General features: G+C 73.8%; 13 protein-coding genes, 1 tRNA gene and 2 pseudogenes. 6 read left to right on the top strand and 10 right to left on the bottom strand.

Annotated features, from left to right (window positions below; translation table 11 throughout):
* Positions 1 to 75: 75 nt before the first annotated feature.
* The 3 genes from ACL02O_RS17655 to ACL02O_RS17645 form a co-directional block, all read right to left on the bottom strand.
* A complete protein-coding gene (locus ACL02O_RS17655; protein ID WP_412819174.1) occupies positions 76 to 1,236 on the bottom strand; it encodes a branched-chain amino acid ABC transporter substrate-binding protein in 1,161 nt (386 codons plus the stop codon).
* A 258-nt stretch (positions 1,237 to 1,494) separates the two neighbouring features.
* On the bottom strand, positions 1,495 to 2,658 hold the full coding sequence (locus tag ACL02O_RS17650) for a hypothetical protein (protein ID WP_412819173.1): 1,164 nt from the start codon (positions 2,656 to 2,658) through the stop codon (positions 1,495 to 1,497).
* 101 nt (positions 2,659 to 2,759) lie between these two features.
* Entirely contained in the window at positions 2,760 to 3,374 is a 615-nt protein-coding gene (locus ACL02O_RS17645; protein ID WP_412819172.1) for an ANTAR domain-containing response regulator, read from the bottom strand.
* 93 nt (positions 3,375 to 3,467) lie between these two features.
* Here ACL02O_RS17645 and ACL02O_RS17640 point away from each other — a divergent pair.
* From ACL02O_RS17640 to ACL02O_RS17630, 3 genes and pseudogenes are all read left to right on the top strand, one after another.
* Positions 3,468 to 3,541: transfer RNA gene (locus ACL02O_RS17640), tRNA-Leu, on the top strand.
* A pseudogene (locus tag ACL02O_RS17635) lies at positions 3,517 to 3,684 on the top strand (hypothetical protein); the annotation flags it as partial. The gene ACL02O_RS17640 and the pseudogene ACL02O_RS17635, both read left to right, overlap by 25 nt.
* A 330-nt stretch (positions 3,685 to 4,014) precedes the next feature.
* Positions 4,015 to 4,326 (top strand): hypothetical protein, encoded by a 312-nt coding sequence (locus ACL02O_RS17630; RefSeq protein WP_412819178.1) that lies wholly within the window; start codon positions 4,015 to 4,017, stop codon positions 4,324 to 4,326.
* A gap of 33 nt (positions 4,327 to 4,359) precedes the next feature.
* On the opposite strand, the gene ACL02O_RS17625 is transcribed toward ACL02O_RS17630, so the two are convergent.
* Positions 4,360 to 5,517, bottom strand: coding sequence for a trans-sulfuration enzyme family protein (locus ACL02O_RS17625; RefSeq protein ID WP_412819171.1), 1,158 nt, complete (start codon positions 5,515 to 5,517; stop codon positions 4,360 to 4,362).
* 102 nt (positions 5,518 to 5,619) lie between these two features.
* On the opposite strand from ACL02O_RS17625, the gene ACL02O_RS17620 reads away from it, so the two are divergent.
* The gene (locus ACL02O_RS17620; protein WP_412819170.1) at positions 5,620 to 6,102 is read left to right on the top strand and encodes an Lrp/AsnC family transcriptional regulator; all 483 of its coding nucleotides are present in this window, start codon (positions 5,620 to 5,622) and stop codon (positions 6,100 to 6,102) included.
* Between the two features lie 138 nt (positions 6,103 to 6,240).
* Positions 6,241 to 7,263, top strand: a complete 1,023-nt coding sequence (locus ACL02O_RS17615) for an LLM class flavin-dependent oxidoreductase (protein WP_412819169.1) — start codon at positions 6,241 to 6,243, stop codon at positions 7,261 to 7,263.
* A gap of 205 nt (positions 7,264 to 7,468) precedes the next feature.
* Here the strand turns inward: ACL02O_RS17615 and ACL02O_RS17610 are convergent.
* The 6 genes and pseudogenes from ACL02O_RS17610 to ACL02O_RS17585 form a co-directional block, all read right to left on the bottom strand.
* Positions 7,469 to 9,024: pseudogene (locus ACL02O_RS17610) on the bottom strand (rhamnogalacturonan lyase family protein); the annotation flags it as partial.
* Between the two features lie 289 nt (positions 9,025 to 9,313).
* Positions 9,314 to 10,312, bottom strand: coding sequence for a sulfite exporter TauE/SafE family protein (locus tag ACL02O_RS17605; protein ID WP_412819168.1), 999 nt, complete (start codon positions 10,310 to 10,312; stop codon positions 9,314 to 9,316).
* A gap of 132 nt (positions 10,313 to 10,444) precedes the next feature.
* Positions 10,445 to 10,915, bottom strand: coding sequence for an RrF2 family transcriptional regulator (locus ACL02O_RS17600; protein WP_412819167.1), 471 nt, complete (start codon positions 10,913 to 10,915; stop codon positions 10,445 to 10,447).
* 72 nt (positions 10,916 to 10,987) lie between these two features.
* Entirely contained in the window at positions 10,988 to 11,872 is an 885-nt protein-coding gene (locus ACL02O_RS17595) for an acyl-CoA thioesterase (protein ID WP_412819166.1), read from the bottom strand.
* 55 nt (positions 11,873 to 11,927) lie between these two features.
* Positions 11,928 to 13,376, bottom strand: coding sequence for a pyruvate kinase (pyk, locus tag ACL02O_RS17590; RefSeq protein ID WP_412819165.1), 1,449 nt, complete (start codon positions 13,374 to 13,376; stop codon positions 11,928 to 11,930).
* A gap of 288 nt (positions 13,377 to 13,664) precedes the next feature.
* On the bottom strand, positions 13,665 to 14,030 hold the full coding sequence (locus tag ACL02O_RS17585) for a YciI family protein (protein ID WP_412819164.1): 366 nt from the start codon (positions 14,028 to 14,030) through the stop codon (positions 13,665 to 13,667).
* A gap of 225 nt (positions 14,031 to 14,255) precedes the next feature.
* Here ACL02O_RS17585 and ACL02O_RS17580 point away from each other — a divergent pair, with 225 nt between their 5' ends.
* The gene (locus ACL02O_RS17580; protein WP_412819163.1) at positions 14,256 to 17,972 is read left to right on the top strand and encodes a SpoIIE family protein phosphatase; all 3,717 of its coding nucleotides are present in this window, start codon (positions 14,256 to 14,258) and stop codon (positions 17,970 to 17,972) included.
* The last annotated feature ends 70 nt before the right edge of the window (positions 17,973 to 18,042 follow it).

The raw sequence follows: 18,042 nt of genomic DNA, 5'->3' as shown, positions 1-18,042 counted from the left end.
GGGGGGGGGGGGGGGGGGGGGACCCCCCCCCCCCCCCCCCACGCCTGGCGTCCCTGGCGGGACCGGACGGACCGGTCAGGCCTTGGGGATCTCGATGTCGGGGACGACCTGGCCCGCGTTCACCTTGAACGCCCAGACGACGACCTGGGCCGGGTCCAGCTCACCGTTGGACTCGAACTTGTAGGTCACGCCGGTGGCGGCGCCGGTGCCGCTGTAGCTGGTGATGAAGGAGTTCAGGTCGGCCCGGCTCGACTTACCGGACTTGATGCCCTCCAGCATGATCTTCGTGATGTCGTACGACACGTCGGCGTAGGTGCCCGGGTCGGTGTTGAACGCCGTCTTGTAGTCGGTCACGAAGCTGCCCTTGGCCTTGGTGGCCGGGGCGCAGGGGCAGGTCAGGACGGTGCCCTCGGCGACCTGGTCACCGGCGACCTTGATGAAGTTGGCGTCGTTGACGCCGTCACCGGCGACCATGGTGCCCGTCCAGCCCGCGTTCTTGAGCTGCTTGAGCAGCAGACCGGCCTCGGTGTAGTAACCACCGAAGAACAGCACGCTCGCGCCGCTGCTCTGGATCTTGGTGACCACGGCGGAGAAGTTGGTCTGCTTGACCTGGATCTTGTCGTAGCCGGCCGGGGTGCCGATGACCTTCTTGACCTCGTCGGCCAGGCCGGCGCCGTACGCCGACTGGTCGTCGACGACGTACACCTTCTCGGCCTTCAGCACGTCCTTGATGTAGCGGCCGGCGGCCGGGCCCTGGGAGGTGTCGTTACCGACGCCCCGGTGGAAGACCTTCCAGCCCTTGGTGCTCAGGCTCGGGCGGGTCGCCGACGGGGTGATGGTCGGCAGGCCGGCCTCGTCGAAGATCGGGTCGGCCACCTCGGACTCGCCGGAGAAGCCCGGGCCGATGATGCCGACGACCTTGGTGTCGCCGACCGCCTGCTGGGCCAGCGCCGGGGCCTTCGCCGGGTCGCCCTGGGAGTCGTACTCCTCCAGCTTGACCTGGCAGTCCTTGTTGTCCTTGTTGTACTCGTCGATGGCCAGCTTGGTGCCGTTGCGCATGTGGATACCGAGACCCGCAGCGTCACCCGTCAGCGCGCCGAAGAAGCCGATCTTCAGGTCACAGGCGGCCTTCTCGCCGCCCGCCTCACTGCCGCTGTCGGCCTTGCAGGCCGCGCCACTGAAAACGAGCGCGCCGATGGCCACACCACCGAGCACCCGTGCGAGCTTCTGCCTCACGGCTCGTACCCTCCTCCGTCCGAAGGCCCGGACCACCCACGTCGAATTGGACCTTGCGGGGGAATGGCCGGACCGACCGCGATCCCGGTCTGGGCCGGGACGTTATCCCACCTGAGAGCGCTGGGGTAGACCTGCGCGACGGGGTTGACCTAACCGTTACGTTGAGTGGCCGGATTCACAGATGTGCTGTAACACACGGGTCCGACCCATGGGAAAAACGGACATCCGACACTCACCGGAAACACGCTGGTGGGAGGGTCAGTCGGGGCTCCACGACCCGCGTGCCGCCCACACCGCGGCCCGCGAGCCGTCGTCCACCAGCAGCAGCACCGAGTCACCGGCACCGGCCACCGCCACCGACCGGTCCGCGCTCGCCGGCACCCCGACGGGCAGCACCACCGGGGACCACCGCCCGCCGTCCGGCGAGAACCAGCCCGCCCCGGACGCCCCACCGGCGACCACCGCGAAGGCGCCGTCGGAGCGCGCCGCCAGCCCCCACACCCGGGCCGGCCGGTCCGTCCCCGCGCCGCCGAAGCCACCGCCGGCCCGCCAGCCGGCCGCTTCCCCCAGCCAGGCGCCCAGACCGTCACCGCGCCGGCCCACCGCCACCGTCCGCTCCCCCACCCGGACCACCCGCTGGAGATCCTCGAAGCCGTCCGCGGCGGAGAGCACCGCGCGCCGCCAGCCGCGCCCGTCCGTGGAGGTCCACACCACCGGATCCGACCCGGTACGCCCGGGCGGCAGCACCGAACCCACCATGAGCCAGCCCGCCGGCACCGCGGCGCCGTCCGCCACCCAGGGCCGCCCCGCCGCGTCGGCGGCCAGCTGCGGCAGCGCGCTGACCAGCTGGAAGTCCGTCCCGTCCGGGGACACCCAGGCCGCCGCCCCGGTGGCCCGGTTACCGGAGATCAACCACCCGCGCGGGCCGCCCGCGATCCGCCCCGCGTTCACCGCGTCCGGGCCGCCGAACACCTCGAACTCGGCCGGCACCTCCACCAGCGAGCCGTCCGCGACCTGGCGCCAGGTGCTGATCCGGGGATTGCCGTGCACCCCGCCGCTCTTGCCGCCCACCGCGGCCAGCCGGCCGTCCCGGCAGCCCGCCGCGGTCAGCAGGTTCTCCTCGCCGTAGGGGCTGCGCGGCACCGGACGCAGCGGGGTCCAGGTGACCGCGTCGGAGCTGCTCCAGGCGGCCGGACGGGTGGTGCCGGCTCCGTCCACCACCGCGCCCACCACGAACCAGCGGCCGTCACAGACGGTGACGTCCCGCAGCGCCGGCCGACCCGACGCACCGGGCGGGACGGGCAGGGTGACCGGCTGCCAGGCCGGACGCACCGGGGCGGGCGTGGGCGCCGGGTGGCCGGCCGAGCGGCAGCCGGCGAGCAGCACGACGAGCAGGCCGAGCACCGCCACGCCACGCCGCATGCCGGCGATCGTATCGACCACCGACGACACGTGGAACCCGTCGACGGGCGGGTCCGCGTCCGGCCCGCCGCGCGGCGCGGGCCACGGCGCCGTCCGGGGGGTCAGGAGGCCGGCTGCGCCACCTCGCCGCCGGCCGTCTCCGCGAGGATCCGCTCGGCGACCTCCTTCATGGTCATTCGGTGGTCCATCGCGGTGCGCTGGATCCACTTGAACGCCTGCGGCTCGGTCATCCCGTACGTGGTCATCAGCGCGCCCTTGGCCCGCTCCACGGTCTTGCGGATCTCCAGCCGGTCGTTGAGGCCGGCGACCTCCGCCTCCAGCGCGGCGATCTCCGAGTAGCGCGACAGCGCGATCTCCACCGCCGGCACCAGGTCGCTCTTCTGGAACGGTTTGACCAGGTACGCCATCGCGCCGGCCGCCCGCGCCCGCTCCACCAGGTCCCGCTGGCTGAACGCGGTGAGGATGATCACCGGGGCGATCCGGGCACCGGCGATCCGCTCGGCGGCGGCCAGGCCGTCCATGATCGGCATCTTGATGTCGAGGATGACCAGATCCGGTTTCAGCTCCTCGGCCAGCTTGACGGCGGTCTCGCCGTCGCCCGCCTCGCCGACCACCTCGTAGCCCTCTTCGACCAGCATCTCGGCCAGGTCCAGCCGGATGAGCGCCTCGTCCTCGGCGATCAGTACGCGCCTGCGCTCGGTCTCCGTCTCGGCCACGAGCCACTCCCACCAGTTTGAACCCGACACCCGCCGTGCCGGGTGTCGCCGCCCCTAGCCTAGTAGGTAACCTGATGGGGCCGAACTACAGAAGCCCCTGTAGCCCAACCGGCAGAGGCGCGATTCTCAAAAGATCGACAGTGTGGGTTCGAATCCCACCGGGGGCACCGGGAACGTCGTACGGGCGTTCGAGAATGCCGTCGTGCATCCACCTGAAACACGTGCTCAGGCGCGACGCCTGTACCTCGCCGGCGCGACCCTCGCCGAGGCCGCCCGCGCCGTCGGGGTCTCCTGTCCCACCGTCCGGCACTGGTGCAAAGCCCGGGCCGAGCCCAAGCGACAGCGCACGGCGCAGCGCTGCTTCCGGTGTCGCCCAGGCATCGCGGACCCGACAGATCTCGCTCCCTACGCCTACCTCCTCGGTGTCTGCCTGGGCGACGGACACCTGGTGACCACAGCCCGCGTGCCGGTCCTGAGGATCTCCTGCAGCAACAGTCGGCCCGGACTGATCGACGCCTGCGAGAGGGCCATGCGCGCCGTGCTGGCGGAAAAGGTGCAGCGCGTGCAGCAACAGGGTTGCGTCACTGTGCAGAGCTACGGCAAGCACTGGCCGTGCCTGTTTCCGCAGCACGGTCCGGGTATGAAGCACGAGCGCCCGATGGTCCTGACCGACTGGCAACGGAAGATCGCGGAGCAGCACGCCGGCGACTTCCTGCGGGGCCTCTTCCACTCCGACGGCTGCCGGTTCGCCAACCGGGTGACCGTCCGCGGCAAGTCGTACGTCTACCCGCGCTACCTGTTCACCAACGAGTCGTCGGACATCATGGGCCTCTGCCGGTGGGCGCTCGACCTGCTCGGCATCGCCTGGAGCATGAACCGCCGCAACTCGCTCTCCGTGGCCCGTCGCGACGCGGTGGCCGCGCTGGACCGGCACGTCGGCCCGAAGCCCTGAGGCCGATTCAGCCGCCGTGGTGCGCCAGGCCGGTCAGAGGACCGACAGCGCCTGCTCCAGGTCCGCTCGCAGGTCCTCCGGGTCCTCCAGGCCGACGGAGACACGCAGCAGCCCACCGCACGGCTTGGCCTCACCCTCGACCGGCCGGTGGGTGAGCGAGGCCGGGTGCTGGATCAGGGTGTCGACCCCGCCGAGGGAGACGGCGTGAGTGAGCAGCCGGCAGGCGCCGGCGACGGCGGCCGCGGCCGCGGCGCCGCCGCGTACCTCGAAGGCGAGCAGGCTGCCCGTCCCGGACATCTGCCGGCCGACCAGCCCGGCGGGGTCGTGCAGCGACGGGTGGTGGACCCGCTCGACAGCCGGGTGGCCGGCGAGCCAGGCGGCGATCTTCTCGGCGCCGGCCTGCTGGGCGCGGACCCGCAGGGGCAGGGTCTGCAGGCCGCGGTGCAGCAGGTACGCGCCGAGCGGGTGGAGGATGGCGCCGGTGACCGCGCGGACCTGGCGCAGCCGGGTCGCCCACTCGGTGTCGCAGGCGACGACGCCGGCGAGGACGTCGCCGTGGCCGCCGATGCTCTTGGTGGCGCTGTGCAGCACGAGCGCGGCGCCGTGCCGGGCCGGCCGCTGCAGTACCGGGGTGGCGACGGTGTTGTCGACGAGCAGCGGGACGTGGCCGGCGGCGTCGGCGAGGGCGGCGATGTCGACGAGGTCGAGGGTGGGGTTGGCCGGGGTCTCGACGACGACCAGGGCGGTGTCGGGGCGGACGGCGGCCGCCACCTCGTCGGGCCGGGCCCAGGTGACCTCGGTGCCGAGCAGGCCGGTGGCGAGCACGTGGTCGGTGCCGCCGTAGAGGGGACGGACGGCGACGACGTGACGCTTCCCGTCACGGGTGGCGGCGAGCAGGGTGGCGGTGAGGGCGGCCATGCCGCTGGCGAACGCGACGGCTTCGGCGGTGCCTTCGAGCTCGGCGAGGGCGGTCTCGAAGCGGGCCACGGTGGGGTTCCAGAGCCGCTGGTAGACCGCGCTGGCACCGGCGGGCAGGGTGCCGCCGGTGGCGAGGGTCTCGTACGCGTCGCCGCCGTCGTCGACCGACGGCAGCGGGTTGGTGGTGGAGAGATCGATGGGTGGCACGTGGACGCCGAGTCCGGCGAGGTCGTCGCGCCCGGCGTGCACGGCTCTGGTGTCCACGGCAGTCATGACCGGAAGCGTCGAATATGAGAGCACTGCGGGGCAAGAGAGACGAAGAAGATTCTGCTGTACACCCTTTCGATGTCAGCAAGTTCGGTGGAGGATGCTGGCATGCCCCTCGCACCGAATGATGTACGGCCGCCGTTCGCGGCCCTGGACGACATCGACCGCGCGATCCTGACCGAGTTGGCGTCGGACGGCCGGCTGCCGAACAACGCCCTTGCCGAACGGGTGGGGGTGGCCCCGTCGACGTGTCTGACCCGCACCCGGGCGCTGCGCGAGTGCGGGGCGATCCGCGGGTTCCACGCGGAGGTGGACCCGGCAGCGGTGGGCCTGCCGTTGCAGGCGCTGGTGTCCGTGCGGCTGACGGCGCACGAACGGGCGGCCGTGGACGCGTTCCGGGCGCGGTCGGTACGGCTGCCCGGGGTGGTGTCGGTGTTCCACGTGGCCGGCGCGGAGGACTACGTGCTGCACGTGCGGGCCGCGTCCGGGGACGCCCTGCGGGACTTCGTGCTGGACCACCTGGCGGTGGATCCGGCCGTGCAGCACACCCAGACGAGTCTGATCTTCGAGCAGGCGCGCGGCATGGGCTGAGCCAGCCGTGATCGACTCGGTGCGCGGCAAATCGCGGTGTCGACAGGGGTCCGACCGGCCGGTTTGCCGCACCCGGAGTGCCGGGGCAGGCGGGCCAGGCGGGGCAGCGGGGCGGGAACAAATCCGGCACGAAACGGGTTGGGCGTTCTCGTGATCGACGTACCGTTGTCTGTTCTTGATCTTGCACCGGTGGCCCGCGGCGCGTCCGCCGGTGAGGCGCTGGCACACACCACCGAGCTGGCCCGCCGCACCGAGGAGCTGGGCTACCGCCGGTTCTGGGTGGCCGAGCACCACAACATGCCGGCGATCGCCAGCTCCGCCCCGGCGGTGCTGCTCGCCCACCTGGCGGCGCACACCTCGACGATCCGGCTCGGTTCGGGCGGGGTGATGCTGCCCAACCACGCGCCGCTGGTGGTGGCCGAGCAGTTCGGCACGCTGGAGGCGCTGCACCCGGGCCGGATCGACCTGGGCATCGGCCGGGCGCCGGGCACCGACCAGGTCACCGCGCTGGCGTTGCGCCGGAGCATGGAGGGGCTGTCGGCGGAGCACTTCCCCCGCGAGCTGGCCGACCTGATGAACTACTTCAGCGGCGCCGAGCCCGGCCCGATCACCGCGACCCCCGGTAAGGGACAGTCGCCGGCGATCTGGCTGCTCGGGTCGAGCGGGTTCAGCGCCCAGCTCGCCGGGCTGCTCGGATTGCCCTTCTCCTTCGCGCACCACTTCAGCGCGCAGAACACGCTGCCCGCGCTCCAGCTCTACCGGCAGAGCTTCCGGCCGTCGCAGTGGCTGGACGAGCCGTACGCGATGGTGGCGGTCAACGCGGTCTGCGCCGAGACCGACGAGCGGGCGCAGTGGCTGGCCGGACCGGCCGGGTTGTCGTTCCTGAAGCTGCGCTCGGGGCGGCCGGAGCCCCTCGCCACGCCGGAGGAGGCGGCGGCCTACCCGTACTCGGAGCTGGAGCGGGAGTTCGTGGCCCAGCGTCGGGAGGGGCAGGCGACCGGTTCGCCGGAGACGGTGGCCCGGCAGCTCGGCGCGCTGCTGGAGCGCACCGGCGCGGACGAGCTGATGCTGACCACGATGGTGTACGACGGGGCCGACCGGGTCCGCTCGTTCGAGCTGATCGCCGAGCAGGTGGCCGGTGGCCTGCGCCGGAACGGCTGAAACACGCTCTTCATAGCCACGTCACCCCACCGTCGCGGAGCGCGCATAGCTTTGTCCCCGGTGGTGGTACGGCATTCCCGGTCGGGACGGGTCGGGAATGCTGCGGTGTGGTGCACCGGGTCGCCGGCGGAGCGGGTTCCGCGGCCGGCGACCCGGTGCCTGCTTTCCGGGCTGGTCGACAGACCGGCGTCGGCGAAGCGGGCCGGTCGACGGCGGCGGACGACGACCCGGCCCCGGGGCTGCCGGCCCAGGCGTCGTCGGAGACGCCCCGGCCGTTGTCCCCGTTCGACGCGGTCTGCCAGATGATCTGCCCGGTGCGCGCGTCGGCCATCCACAGGAGATGGGCCTGCTGCCGTCCTCGTCGACCTTGAAGACCTCCAGTCCGACCCGGGCCGGGTCGAGGTCGCCGACGTGCAGCGCGTCGCCGTGGCCGTTGCCGGTGGACCAGAGCAGCCGCCCGTCGTCGTCAATGGCGACCGCGCCGTACACGATCTCCTGCCGACCGTCGCTGTCGACGTCGGCCACCGCGAGGCTGTGGTTGCCCTGCCCGGCGGCGCCGTTGCCCGAGGCGTTGGAGTCGAAGGTCCAGCGCCTGGTCAGGGCGCCGTTGCGGAAGTCCCAGGCGGCGACGACCGCCCGGGTGTAGTGGCCACGCGCCATGATCAGTGAAAGGCGCTGCCCGTCGAGGTAGGCGGTGGCGGCGAGCAAGCGGTCGACCGGGTTGCCGTACGAGTCGCCCCAGGACGAGACGGTGCCGCGCGGCGGGTCGTAGTTCACGGTGGAGAGGGCGGCGCCGGTGCGGCCGTCGAACATGGTCAGGAACTCGGGTCCGGAGAGCACGTAGCCGCCGGAATTGCGGTAGTCGGCCGAGGTCGAGCCGATCACCTGGCCGGTGCCGGAGCGGGTGCCGACGCTGGCGTCGTTCGCGGAGTAGGTGTACGCCTCCCCGGTCGGGGTGGTGCCGCCCGGCGGGGCCTGGATCGGCACGTCCAGGTAGCCGCTCGCGAACTGGAGCGCCGGGGCGGACGCCGCCTGCTCGACGCCGTCGACCACCGGCCGCGCCGTGTAGGCCGTACCGGCGGCGGCGCCGTTGTCGAGGTAGCTGGTGGCGCCGGTGAGCGGGCTGCTGTTGACCTTGGTGGAGCCGCGGTACAGGTTGAACGACACCCCGGCGGTGTCGGTGCCGAGCAGCCGCCAGGAGACCAGGTTGCCGTTGCCGGAGCGGACGCTGATCAGACCCCGGTCGAGCTTCTCCATCTGCTTCGCACCGGGCGGCGGAATGGTGGGCGGCGGGGTGGTGGGCGGATCGGTGGTCGGCGACGCCGAGGTGGGCGTGGCGGTGGTCGGCGTGGTCGCGCCGGTGCAGGTGGTGCCGTTCAGCGCGAAGCTGGTCGGGTCCGGGTTGCTGACGTCGTTCCACGACCCGTTGAAGCCGAAGTTCGCGGTGCCGCCGGTGCCGATGGCGGCGTTCCAGCCGGCGTCGCGGGCACTGACCTGGGCGCCGGACTGGGTGACGGTGGCGTTCCACACCCGGGTGACCTGCTGGCCGGCGGGCCAGGCCCAGGTGGGTCCAGCCGTTCACCGGCTCGCCGAGGTTGGTGACGGTGACGTCGGCCCCGAAGCCGCCGCCGCACTGGTTGGTGACCCGGTAGTCGACCCGGCAGCCGAGGCGGCGACCGTGGTGAGGGCGCCGGCGACGAGGGTGGTCGCCGCGGCCGCGGCGAGCAGCGCGGTGCGGCGACGTGGGGTGATGGGGTGCACGAGGATGCCTTTCACGACAGGGCGGGCACGCGACGTGGCGCGCCGGCCTGCCCGGGCCGGCGGAGGAGGTACCGCGATGACGAGGGACGTTACTGATCGACGTCGGTGATTCGGCTGCGCGGGAGCAGCGTAGGACAACGCTTTCCTCCCGCACGACGCCCACACCCGTCGGGGCGGCCCGGCACGCCGAGCCCCATCGCCCGCGACTCGACCCGCCGGACGCCGGACCAGCCCGCCCACCCGGCCGGGCGGCGCGCGCCGGGTAGGGCGGGCGGGGGACGCCCCGGGCTCAGGAATCGACGGCGGCGGCGAGCCGGCGAGCGGCCGCCGGGGTGTCCGCGTCGGCCGGTGCGCCCGCGGACGCGCTGCCGGCGACCGGCGTGCCGCCGGGCGGCGTGGCGGCGAGGGCGGCCTGGGCGACGGCCCGGGCCCGGCGAACCCGGCGCAGTGCCCGGACGGCCAGCGCCAGCGCGACCAGCCAGCCGGCGCCGAGCACCGCGTAGACCACGGCCGGGACCGGGCCACCCAGCTCGCCGGCGCGCAGCAGGGTACGGGCGTTGGTCAGCACGATCACCCCGCCGATGGCGGCGCCGAGCAGTTGGGCGGGGACGCTCCGGACCAGCCAGGCAGCGATCGGAGCGGCGACCAGGCCACCGACCAGCAGCGCCGCCACGGTGCCGAGCAGGAAGCCCTCCGCGCCGAGGCCGATGAGGAACCCGGCGCTGGCGGCACCGGCGACCACGAACTCGGCGGCGTCGACCGAGCCGATGACCTTGCGCGGCTCCAGCCGGCCGGAGACCAGCAGCGCCGGGGTGGCCACCGGGCCCCAGCCCCCGCCGCCGGTGGCGTCGACGAAGCCGGCGACCAGCCCGAGCGGGGCGAGGAAGCGGCCGCGCAGGCGGCCGGCGGACCGGTTCGCGCGCAGCGGCCGGGAGAAGCGGACCAGGAGGTACGCGCCGAGGCTGAACAGGATGGCGGCCATCCACGGCGCGGCGGCCTCGGTGGAGATGGCGCTGAGGAGGGTGGCGCCGGCGAACGCGCCGACCGCGCCGGGCAGCGCGATCCGGGCGACCACCCGCCAGTCGATGTTGCCGAAGCGCCAGTGCGAGAGGCCGGCCGCGAGGGTGGTGCCGATCTCGGCCAGGTGCACCGAGGCGGACGCGGCGGCCGGCGCCACCCCGGCGAAGAGCAGCAGCGTCGAGGAGGTGAGTCCGTACGCCATGCCCAGCGCGCCGTCGACCAGCTGCGCGGCGAGCCCGACCAGGGCGAGGATCAGCAGCTTGCGCACGGGCGCCCCCCGACTTCTCGGCATCTCCTATCGACTTGGTCGACAATGCGGCACGGGGGTGCTCCGGGTCAATCCTCCATCCGACTGGTGGGACGCCGGGTGAGGTGAGGTGGGGCCCGCTGGCCGGGGCGGTCAGCTCCAGGCGGCCGGGTCGGCGGCCAGCTCGTTGACCCGGGCCGGCAGCGTCCCGCCGGCCACATCCGCGAGGGTGACCAGTTCGAGGATCTCCCGCTCACTGGCGCGCAGGGCGATCCACACGTCCTGCAGGGCGCGGGCGGCGCCCTGGTAGCCGAGCTGCTCGGGGCGCTGGCCCCGGATGTGCGCCAGTGGCCCGTCGATCACCCGGATCACCTCGGCCAGAGAGATCTCCGACGCCGGCCGGGCCAGCCAGTAGCCGCCCTCGGGACCGCGCTGGGCCTGCACGATGCCGCCCCGGCGCAGCTGGAGCAGGATGCTCTCCAGGAACTTCGGCGGGATCTCCTGGCTGCGGGCGATCTGCTCGGCGGTCACTGGACGGCTCCGTCCGGCCGCCGCGCCGTCGGCCACCGAGGCCAGCTCGGCGGACGCGCGGAGGGCGTAGTCGACCCGGGCGGAGAGACGCATGCCGGCAAGATTAGTCGGCGGCTCTGGTGCCGGGTTCCGCGCCCCGCGGCCGAACGGGCCCGCCCGCGCCGGTCAGGCGCCCACGCGACGCAGCAACCCCTCCTGCACGGCGCTGGCGATGTGCCGGCCGTCGGTGGTGAACATCCGGCCGGTGGCCAGGCCCCGCGCGCCGGAGGCGGACGGGCTCCAGCAGTCGTAGAGGAACCACTCGTCGGCGCGGAACGAGCGGTGGAACCACAACGCGTGGTCCAGGCTCGCGCCCACCACCCCGCCCGGACCCCAGACCTCGCCGTGCACGGACAGCACCGAGTCGAGCAGGGTCAGGTCGGAGGCGTACGTCAGGGCGCAGGCGTGCAGCAGCGGATCGTCCGGGAGCTTGCCGTCGAGACGCATCCAGACCCGCTGGTGCGGCTCGGCGGGACGGTCGCCGGGGCGTACCCAGCCGGGCTCGCCGAGATAGCGGACGTCCATCGGGCGCGGGATCTGACCCCAGATGCCCAGCCGCTCCGGGTAGCGGGAGAGCCGGTCGGCCATGGTCGGCACCTCGTCCGGACCGGGCACGTCGAGCGGGGCCGGCGCGTGGTGGTCGAGCCCCTCCTCCTGCCGCTGGAACGAGGCCGACATGAAGAAGATCGGCTTGTCGTGCTGGAGCGCGACCGAGCGGCGCACCGAGAAGGAGCGGCCGTCGCGGACGTTCTCCACCTGGTAGTCGATGGGCTCGGCCGGGTCGCCGGGCCGGACGAAGTAGCCGTGCAGGGAGTGCACGAAGCGCTCCGGGTCGACGGTGCGCCCGGCGGCGACCAGGGCCTGTCCGGCGACCTGGCCGCCGTATACCCGCTGCGGACCCACCGGGGGGCTGATCCCCCGGAAGCTCATCTCGCCCGTGTGCTCGAGGTCCAGCACCTCCAGCAGCTGGTCGACCGCGGCCTGGCCGGTCGCCGCCGGACGCCCGGTCACTGCGTCACCTCGATTCGCGCCTGCGGGGCTCGCCGGACCGGCGCACTCCGCGCGCTCACTGGAGGGCCCGCGCGGAGGCGGCGTCGACCAGCGAGCCGAGCTGGTGCACGCGCAGGGTGTTGGTGGAGCCGGGGGTGCCGGGCGGGGAACCCGCCACGATCACCACGTGGTCGCCGGGGTTGGCCCGGTTGAGGCCCAGCAGCGCCTGGTCGACCTGGCGGAACATGTCGTCGGTGTGCTCGACGAACGGCATCAGGAACGTCTCGACGCCCCAGGAGAGGGCGAGCTGGTTGCGCACCTCGGGCACCGGCGTGAAGGCCAGCAGCGGCAGGTCGCAGTGCAGCCGGGCGAGCCGCTTGACGGTGTCGCCGGTCTGCGAGAAGGCCACCAGGGCCTTCGCGCCGATGGCCCGGGCGATCGAGGACGCGCCGACGGTGAGGGCGCCGCCGTGCGTACGCGGGTCGTGCTGGAGCCGCGGGACGGCGATCGAGCCGGACTCGGTGGTCTGGATGATCTTGGCCATGGTGCTCACCGTGAGCACCGGGTACTTGCCGACGCTGGTCTCGCCGGAGAGCATCACCGCGTCCGCGCCGTCGAGCACCGCGTTGGCCACGTCCGAGGCCTCGGCGCGGGTGGGCCGCGAATTCTCGATCATGGAGTCGAGCATCTGGGTGGCCACGATGACCGGCTTGGCGTTCTCCCGGCAGAGCTGCACCGCGCGCTTCTGCACCAACGGGACCTGATCGAGCGGCAACTCGACGCCGAGGTCGCCGCGGGCGACCATGACGCCGTCGAAGGCGAGCACGATCGCCTCCAGGTGGTCGACCGCCTCCGGCTTCTCGACCTTGGCCAGCACCGGGCGGCGCACGCCCTCCTCGTCCATGATCGCGTGGACCAGCTTGATGTCCTCGGGCGAGCGGACGAAGGAGAGGGCGATCAGGTCGACACCCAGGCCCAGGGCGAAGCGCAGGTCCTCGGCATCCTTGTCGGACAGGGCCGGCACGCTGACCGCGACGTTCGGCAGCGAGACGCCCTTGTTGTTGGAGACCGGGCCGCCCTCGGTGACCAGGCAGCGGATGTCGTTGCCGGTGACGTCGCTGACCTCGACCGCCACCCGGCCGTCGTCGATCAGCAGCCGGTCCCCGGGCTTCACCTCCTGCGGCAGCTTCCGGTACGTGCAGGAGACCCGCTCCTTGGTGCCGAGGATGTCGTCGCCGGTGATCACGACGGAGTCGCCGGTGCGCCACTCGTGCGGGCCGTCGGCGAACCGGCCGAGCCGGATCTTCGGGCCCTGCAGGTCGGCGAGCACCGCGACCGGCCGGCCGGCGGCGTCGGCGGTCTCGCGGACCAGCCGGTACACCGCCTCGTGGTCGGCGTGACTGCCGTGGCTGAAGTTGAGCCTCGCCACGTTCATGCCCGCTTCGACCAGGCCCCGGATGCGCTCGGGGGAAGAGGTGGCGGGGCCGAGTGTGCAGACGATCTTCGCGCGGCGTGTCACGCCCATCAGGCTAGTCTCTCCTCCGGGTCGACCTGCCGGCCGACCCCTTTCGGACTGCGGAACATTGTCCGACGACGCGCGAAATCCGCGCAGCGGGCGGAACAACCGCACCGGAACGTCGTGAGCGGCGGGCAACGGCGACCGCGCGGCGGAAATGGTACCGCCCGCCCGCATCCCCCGACGCGGTGCTCCCGGGCCGCCTGCGGCCGGGGCCGGGCGCGCCGGTGCCGGCGCATCGACGAGGGCGACGGCCGGGACGGCGGGCGCGGCTCCGGTTCGGCCGCCCGGCAGGGGTCAGCTCTGCGTCTTGGCGAGGGGGAACTCCAGCGAACCGGCCGGGCAGAGGAAGGTCAGCACGTCCACCCGGTAGAGCCCGGCCTGCACCGCCGGGTCGGCCTCCATCACGCTGCGTACGTCGTCCACCGAGCCGGTACGGGCCAGGCCGAAGCCGATCGGCGGGTCCGGCTCGCGGGCCGGGCCGTCCACCGAGCCGTCGATCAGGATGACGCCCCGTCGCTGCAGCGCGCGCATGTGCTGGAGGTGCTCGGCCTGCAGGCGCTGCACCGTCTCCTCCGGCAGGGCCCGGCCGGACGGACCCGGGTAGAGCACGATGCACTCGTACGTGTCGAGCGCGAAGTCGACCCGCGGTGTCGCGGCCATGGCGCACCTCCAGACGTACGTCCCGCCTCCGGTTCAGCGTCGCACGGCGCACCCCGCCGTCGCGGTCGCTCGGCGCAACTGCCCGGCCGCCGGCCGGGTAGCCGACCCGCTGCGCCGTTTGTCCGCGCCCCGGGATCCCGGCAAGATCAAGAACCGCGCTGACCGCCGCCGCGCTGGTACGTTTCCGGGTACTGCCGACGCGCCCGATGCCGAGCGGAGGTCCCGGTGCACGACACCCCGCCGGACGGCCCCCGGTGGCTGGACATCCTCGCCACCGGCGGGGAGACGGGTGCCGCGATCGCCGCCCTCGACTGGTCCGGCACCCCGCTCGGCCCGATCGACTCCTGGCCGCAGAGCCTGCGGACCGCCGTGACCGTCTGCCTGCACTCCCCCGTGCCGATGCTGCTCTGGTGGGGTGAGGAGCTGCTGGTGCTCCACAACGACGCGTACCTGCCGCTCCTCGGCGGCCGGCACGGCGCGTTGGGCCGGCCGGCAGCCGAGGTGTGGCCGGAGCGGTGGGACGTCATCGGGCCGATGGTCACCGGCGTGCTGGCCGGCCGGGGCGCCACCTGGCACGAGGACCAGCCGCTGCTGCTCGACCGCTCCGGCTTCGTGGAGGAGTGCTGGTTCACCTACTCGTACAGCCCGGTCCTCGACGAGTCCGGCACCCCGGGCGGGGTCCTCACCACCGTCACCGAAACCACCGACCGAGTGGTCGGCGACCGCCGGCTGCGGCTGCTCACCACCCTCGTCGGAGCGCTGGTGGACGTGACCGAGCCGGACGAGGTGGGCCGGCGCACGGTCAAGGCCCTGGCCGGCAGCGCCTCGGTGCCGTTCGTCCGGCTCCATCTGGCCGGCGAGGCGGGCCCGCGGCTGGTCGCCGGCAGTGACGTCGAGCCCCCGCCGGGCGCCGCGGAGTCCTGGCCGATGGCCGAGGTGCTGGCGAGCGGGAAGCCGCGGGTGGTCCCCTTCGACCCGGCCGACGCGGACCGGCCGGGCGGGCCGAAGGTGGCCCTGGTGCCGGTGCCCGAGTCCGGCGGGGCCGCCCCGACAGCGGTCCTGGTCACCGGGTTCAACCCGCGCCGCCCGGTCGACGCCGACTACCTCTCGTTCATGGAGCTGCTGGCCGGGCATGTCGGCACCGCCCTCGCCGGGGCCCGGGCCTACCAGGCGGAGCACCGCCGGGCGGAGGCGCTGGCCGAACGGCGGCGGACCGACGCGATCAGCCGGGCGTTGCTGGACAGCGCCCCGGTCGGGTTCGGCCTGGTCGACACCGAGCTGCGCTACGTCCAGGTCAACCCGGCGCTCGCGCTGATGAACCACGCGCCGGCGGCGGCGCATCTGGGTCGGCGGCCGGCGGAAATGGTGCCGGAGCACGGTGCGCGGATCGAGGAGCTGATGCGCCGGGCCCTGGCGGACGGCCCGCTGGTCGGCGTCGAGTTCACCCACGGCCCCGCGGACGCGCCACGGCGCACGGTGGCCAGCTACTTCCCGATCCGGATCAGCGCCACCGACGAGCTGGTCGGGCTCGGCGTCAGCGTCGTGGACGTCACCGAACGTACCCGGCTGCTGGAGGCGCTGGGCACCGAGCGGGCCCGGTACGAACGGCTCGCCGCCACCGACGTGCTCGCCGTGTTCGGCGGCGAGGACGAGCGGATCACCGAGGCGAACGAGGCGTTCCTGGCGATGCTCGGCTACACCCCCGAGGACGTCGCCCGGGGGCGGCTGAGCTGGCCCGCGATCACGCCCCCCGGCTGGGAGGAGGCGGATGCGCGGGCCCTGGTCGAGCTGGCCGAGACCGGCCGGGCCCGGGCCTTCGACAAGGAGTACCTGCACGCCGCCGGGCACCGGGTGCCGGTGCAGATCGGCTTGGTGGCGTTGCACCGCGAGCCGCTGCGCTGGCTGGCGTACGCCCTGGACCTGAGCGCGGAGCGGGCCGCCCAGGCGGAGCTGCGGCTGTTCCAGGCGTTGGTGGAACGCTCCGCCGACTTCATCGCGGTGGCCACCCCCGACGGCCGGGCCGTCTACGTCAACCCGGCCGGCCGGGCGCTGGTCGGGCTCGGCGACGCCGACCGGGTGGACGGGCTCGCGTTGGTCGACTTCGCCGCCCCGGACGTCCGCGAGCTGTGGCGCACCGAGCTGATCCCGACCGCGCTGCGGGAGGGCCACCACCGGGCGGAGAGCCGGCTGCTCCGGCTGGACACCGGCGAGCAGCTCGACGTGGACCACCAGACCTTCACGGTGACCACCGGCGACGGGCGGGACACCACCGCCTTCGTGGCCACCGTGGCGCGGGACGTCAGCGATCGGCAGCGGGCGCTGCGGCAGGCGGAGGCCCTCGCACGGCTGGCCGGGGCGCTCAGCTCGGCCCGGGGGCGGCCGGCCATCGTGGACGTGATGACCACCGTGGCCCCGGCGGTGGTGGACGCCACGACGCTGCGGGTGGCGATCGCCCGGCCGGGCGTCACCGTGCTCGACCTGGCCGGCGGGGACTCCCCGGCCGGGCCGCTCCCGCTCGACGCCGACGAGCCGCTGGCCCGGGCCGTACGCGAGAACACCGCGCTTTCGCCGGCCGGCGGGGGTGACCGGACCACGGGCGTCTGCCTGCCCCTGCGGTACGGCGACGGCGGCGCGCTGGGCGCGCTGGAGGTGCGCTGGGCCCGGCCGGTCGACGACGACGAGGCGCTGCGCAACCTGCTGGACGCGGTGGCCGGGCTGTGCAGCCAGGCGTTGCAGCGCGCCGAGCTGACCGGCTCGGCGCAGGCGATGGCGGAGTTTGCGGCCCGGCTGAGCGTGACCCGGTCGACCGCGGAGGCGATCGACGTGATCCTCGACGCGGCGCCGACCGCGCTCGGGGCGGTGCTGCCCGGGCTGGCCATGCGGGACGAGGGCCGGCTGGTCCGGCTCTGGTACCACGACGTGCCGGAGAGCCTCTCCGCCACGTTCGACGACCTCACCATCGACGACCCGCGGCCGATCGTCCGGGCGCTGCGCGACGGCGAACGGATCGTCCTGCGCGACCGCGCCGAGTTCGCCGCCCGGTTCCCCGACCTGCCCGACCCGGTCGGCGCGCACGGCCTGGTCACCACGGTCGCGCTGCCGCTGTTCGACGCGCAGCGCCAGCCGATCGCCGGGCTGGCCTTCGGTTGGCTGCGGGAGCGGCCGCTGCGGGACAGCGACCTGGCGCTGCTGGACACCATCGCCGACCTGTGCGAGCAGACCCTGGAACGGGTCCGCCTCGCCGCCGCCGAGCACAACCTGGTGACCCGGCTGGCCGGGCGGCTGCGCAGCTCCGCCCTGACCACCCCGGACGGGCTGGAGATCGCCACCCGCTACCAGCCGGCCATGACCGGCCTGCACCTCGGTGGCGACTGGTACGACCTGGTCCGGCAGGACGACCACCGGCACGCCGTGGTGGTCGGTGACGTGGTCGGCCACCAGGTCGAGGCGGCCGCCGACATGGCGCAGCTGCGCACGGTGCTCAACACCCTGATCCGGCTGGGCGTCCCGCTGGAGGAGGTGTTCCTCCGGCTGACCGAGCTGCTCGGCGTCGGCTTCCTGGGCACCTGCCTCATCGTCGTGGTCGACCCGGCGAACCGGTCGGCGCACGTGCTGCGGGCCGGGCACCCGCACCCGGTGCTGGTGCCCGCCGGTCAGGAACCGCGGACCGTGCAGACGCCCAACGCGCGGCCGCTGGGCCTGGTCGACGCGCCGATGGCGGTGACCACCGTGCCGTTCGAACCCGGCGACCTGCTGGTGGCGTACACCGATGGGCTGGTGGAGCGGCGCGACAAGCCGTACGACGAGGGCGTGGCAGCGCTGCACCGGGCCCTGGTCGCGGTGCGCGACGAGCCGGTGGAGGCGATCGCCGACGCGCTGCTGCGGGACCTGCCGGCGGCGGACGACGACCGGGCCCTGGTGGTGCTCCGGCACACCGGGTGAGGCGTTCCGAGGGGCGTCCCGGCCCGCGTTCGGCGTCGGCGACGTTGAAGCCGACGATTCGCGGGAATGT

It is taken from the genome of Micromonospora mangrovicola (assembly GCF_047200535.1).
In the GTDB taxonomy this organism is placed as follows: domain Bacteria; phylum Actinomycetota; class Actinomycetes; order Mycobacteriales; family Micromonosporaceae; genus Micromonospora.
Note: the sequence above shows the minus strand (reverse complement) of the source record. Positions and strands in the feature narration are given on the sequence as shown.

What these genes read in the sequence shown, in the direction of transcription:
- ACL02O_RS17650 (WP_412819173.1), bottom strand. Translation starts at nt 2,658, where the DNA reads ATGCGGCGTGGCGTGGCGGTGCTCGGCCTGCTCGTCGTGCTGCTCGCC.
- ACL02O_RS17630 (WP_412819178.1), top strand. Translation starts at nt 4,015, where the DNA reads ATGAAGCACGAGCGCCCGATGGTCCTGACCGACTGGCAACGGAAGATC.
- ACL02O_RS17625 (WP_412819171.1), bottom strand. Translation starts at nt 5,517, where the DNA reads ATGACTGCCGTGGACACCAGAGCCGTGCACGCCGGGCGCGACGACCTC.
- ACL02O_RS17620 (WP_412819170.1), top strand. Translation starts at nt 5,620, where the DNA reads ATGCCCCTCGCACCGAATGATGTACGGCCGCCGTTCGCGGCCCTGGAC.
- ACL02O_RS17600 (WP_412819167.1), bottom strand. Translation starts at nt 10,915, where the DNA reads ATGCGTCTCTCCGCCCGGGTCGACTACGCCCTCCGCGCGTCCGCCGAG.
- pyk (WP_412819165.1), bottom strand. Translation starts at nt 13,376, where the DNA reads ATGGGCGTGACACGCCGCGCGAAGATCGTCTGCACACTCGGCCCCGCC.
- ACL02O_RS17585 (WP_412819164.1), bottom strand. Translation starts at nt 14,030, where the DNA reads ATGGCCGCGACACCGCGGGTCGACTTCGCGCTCGACACGTACGAGTGC.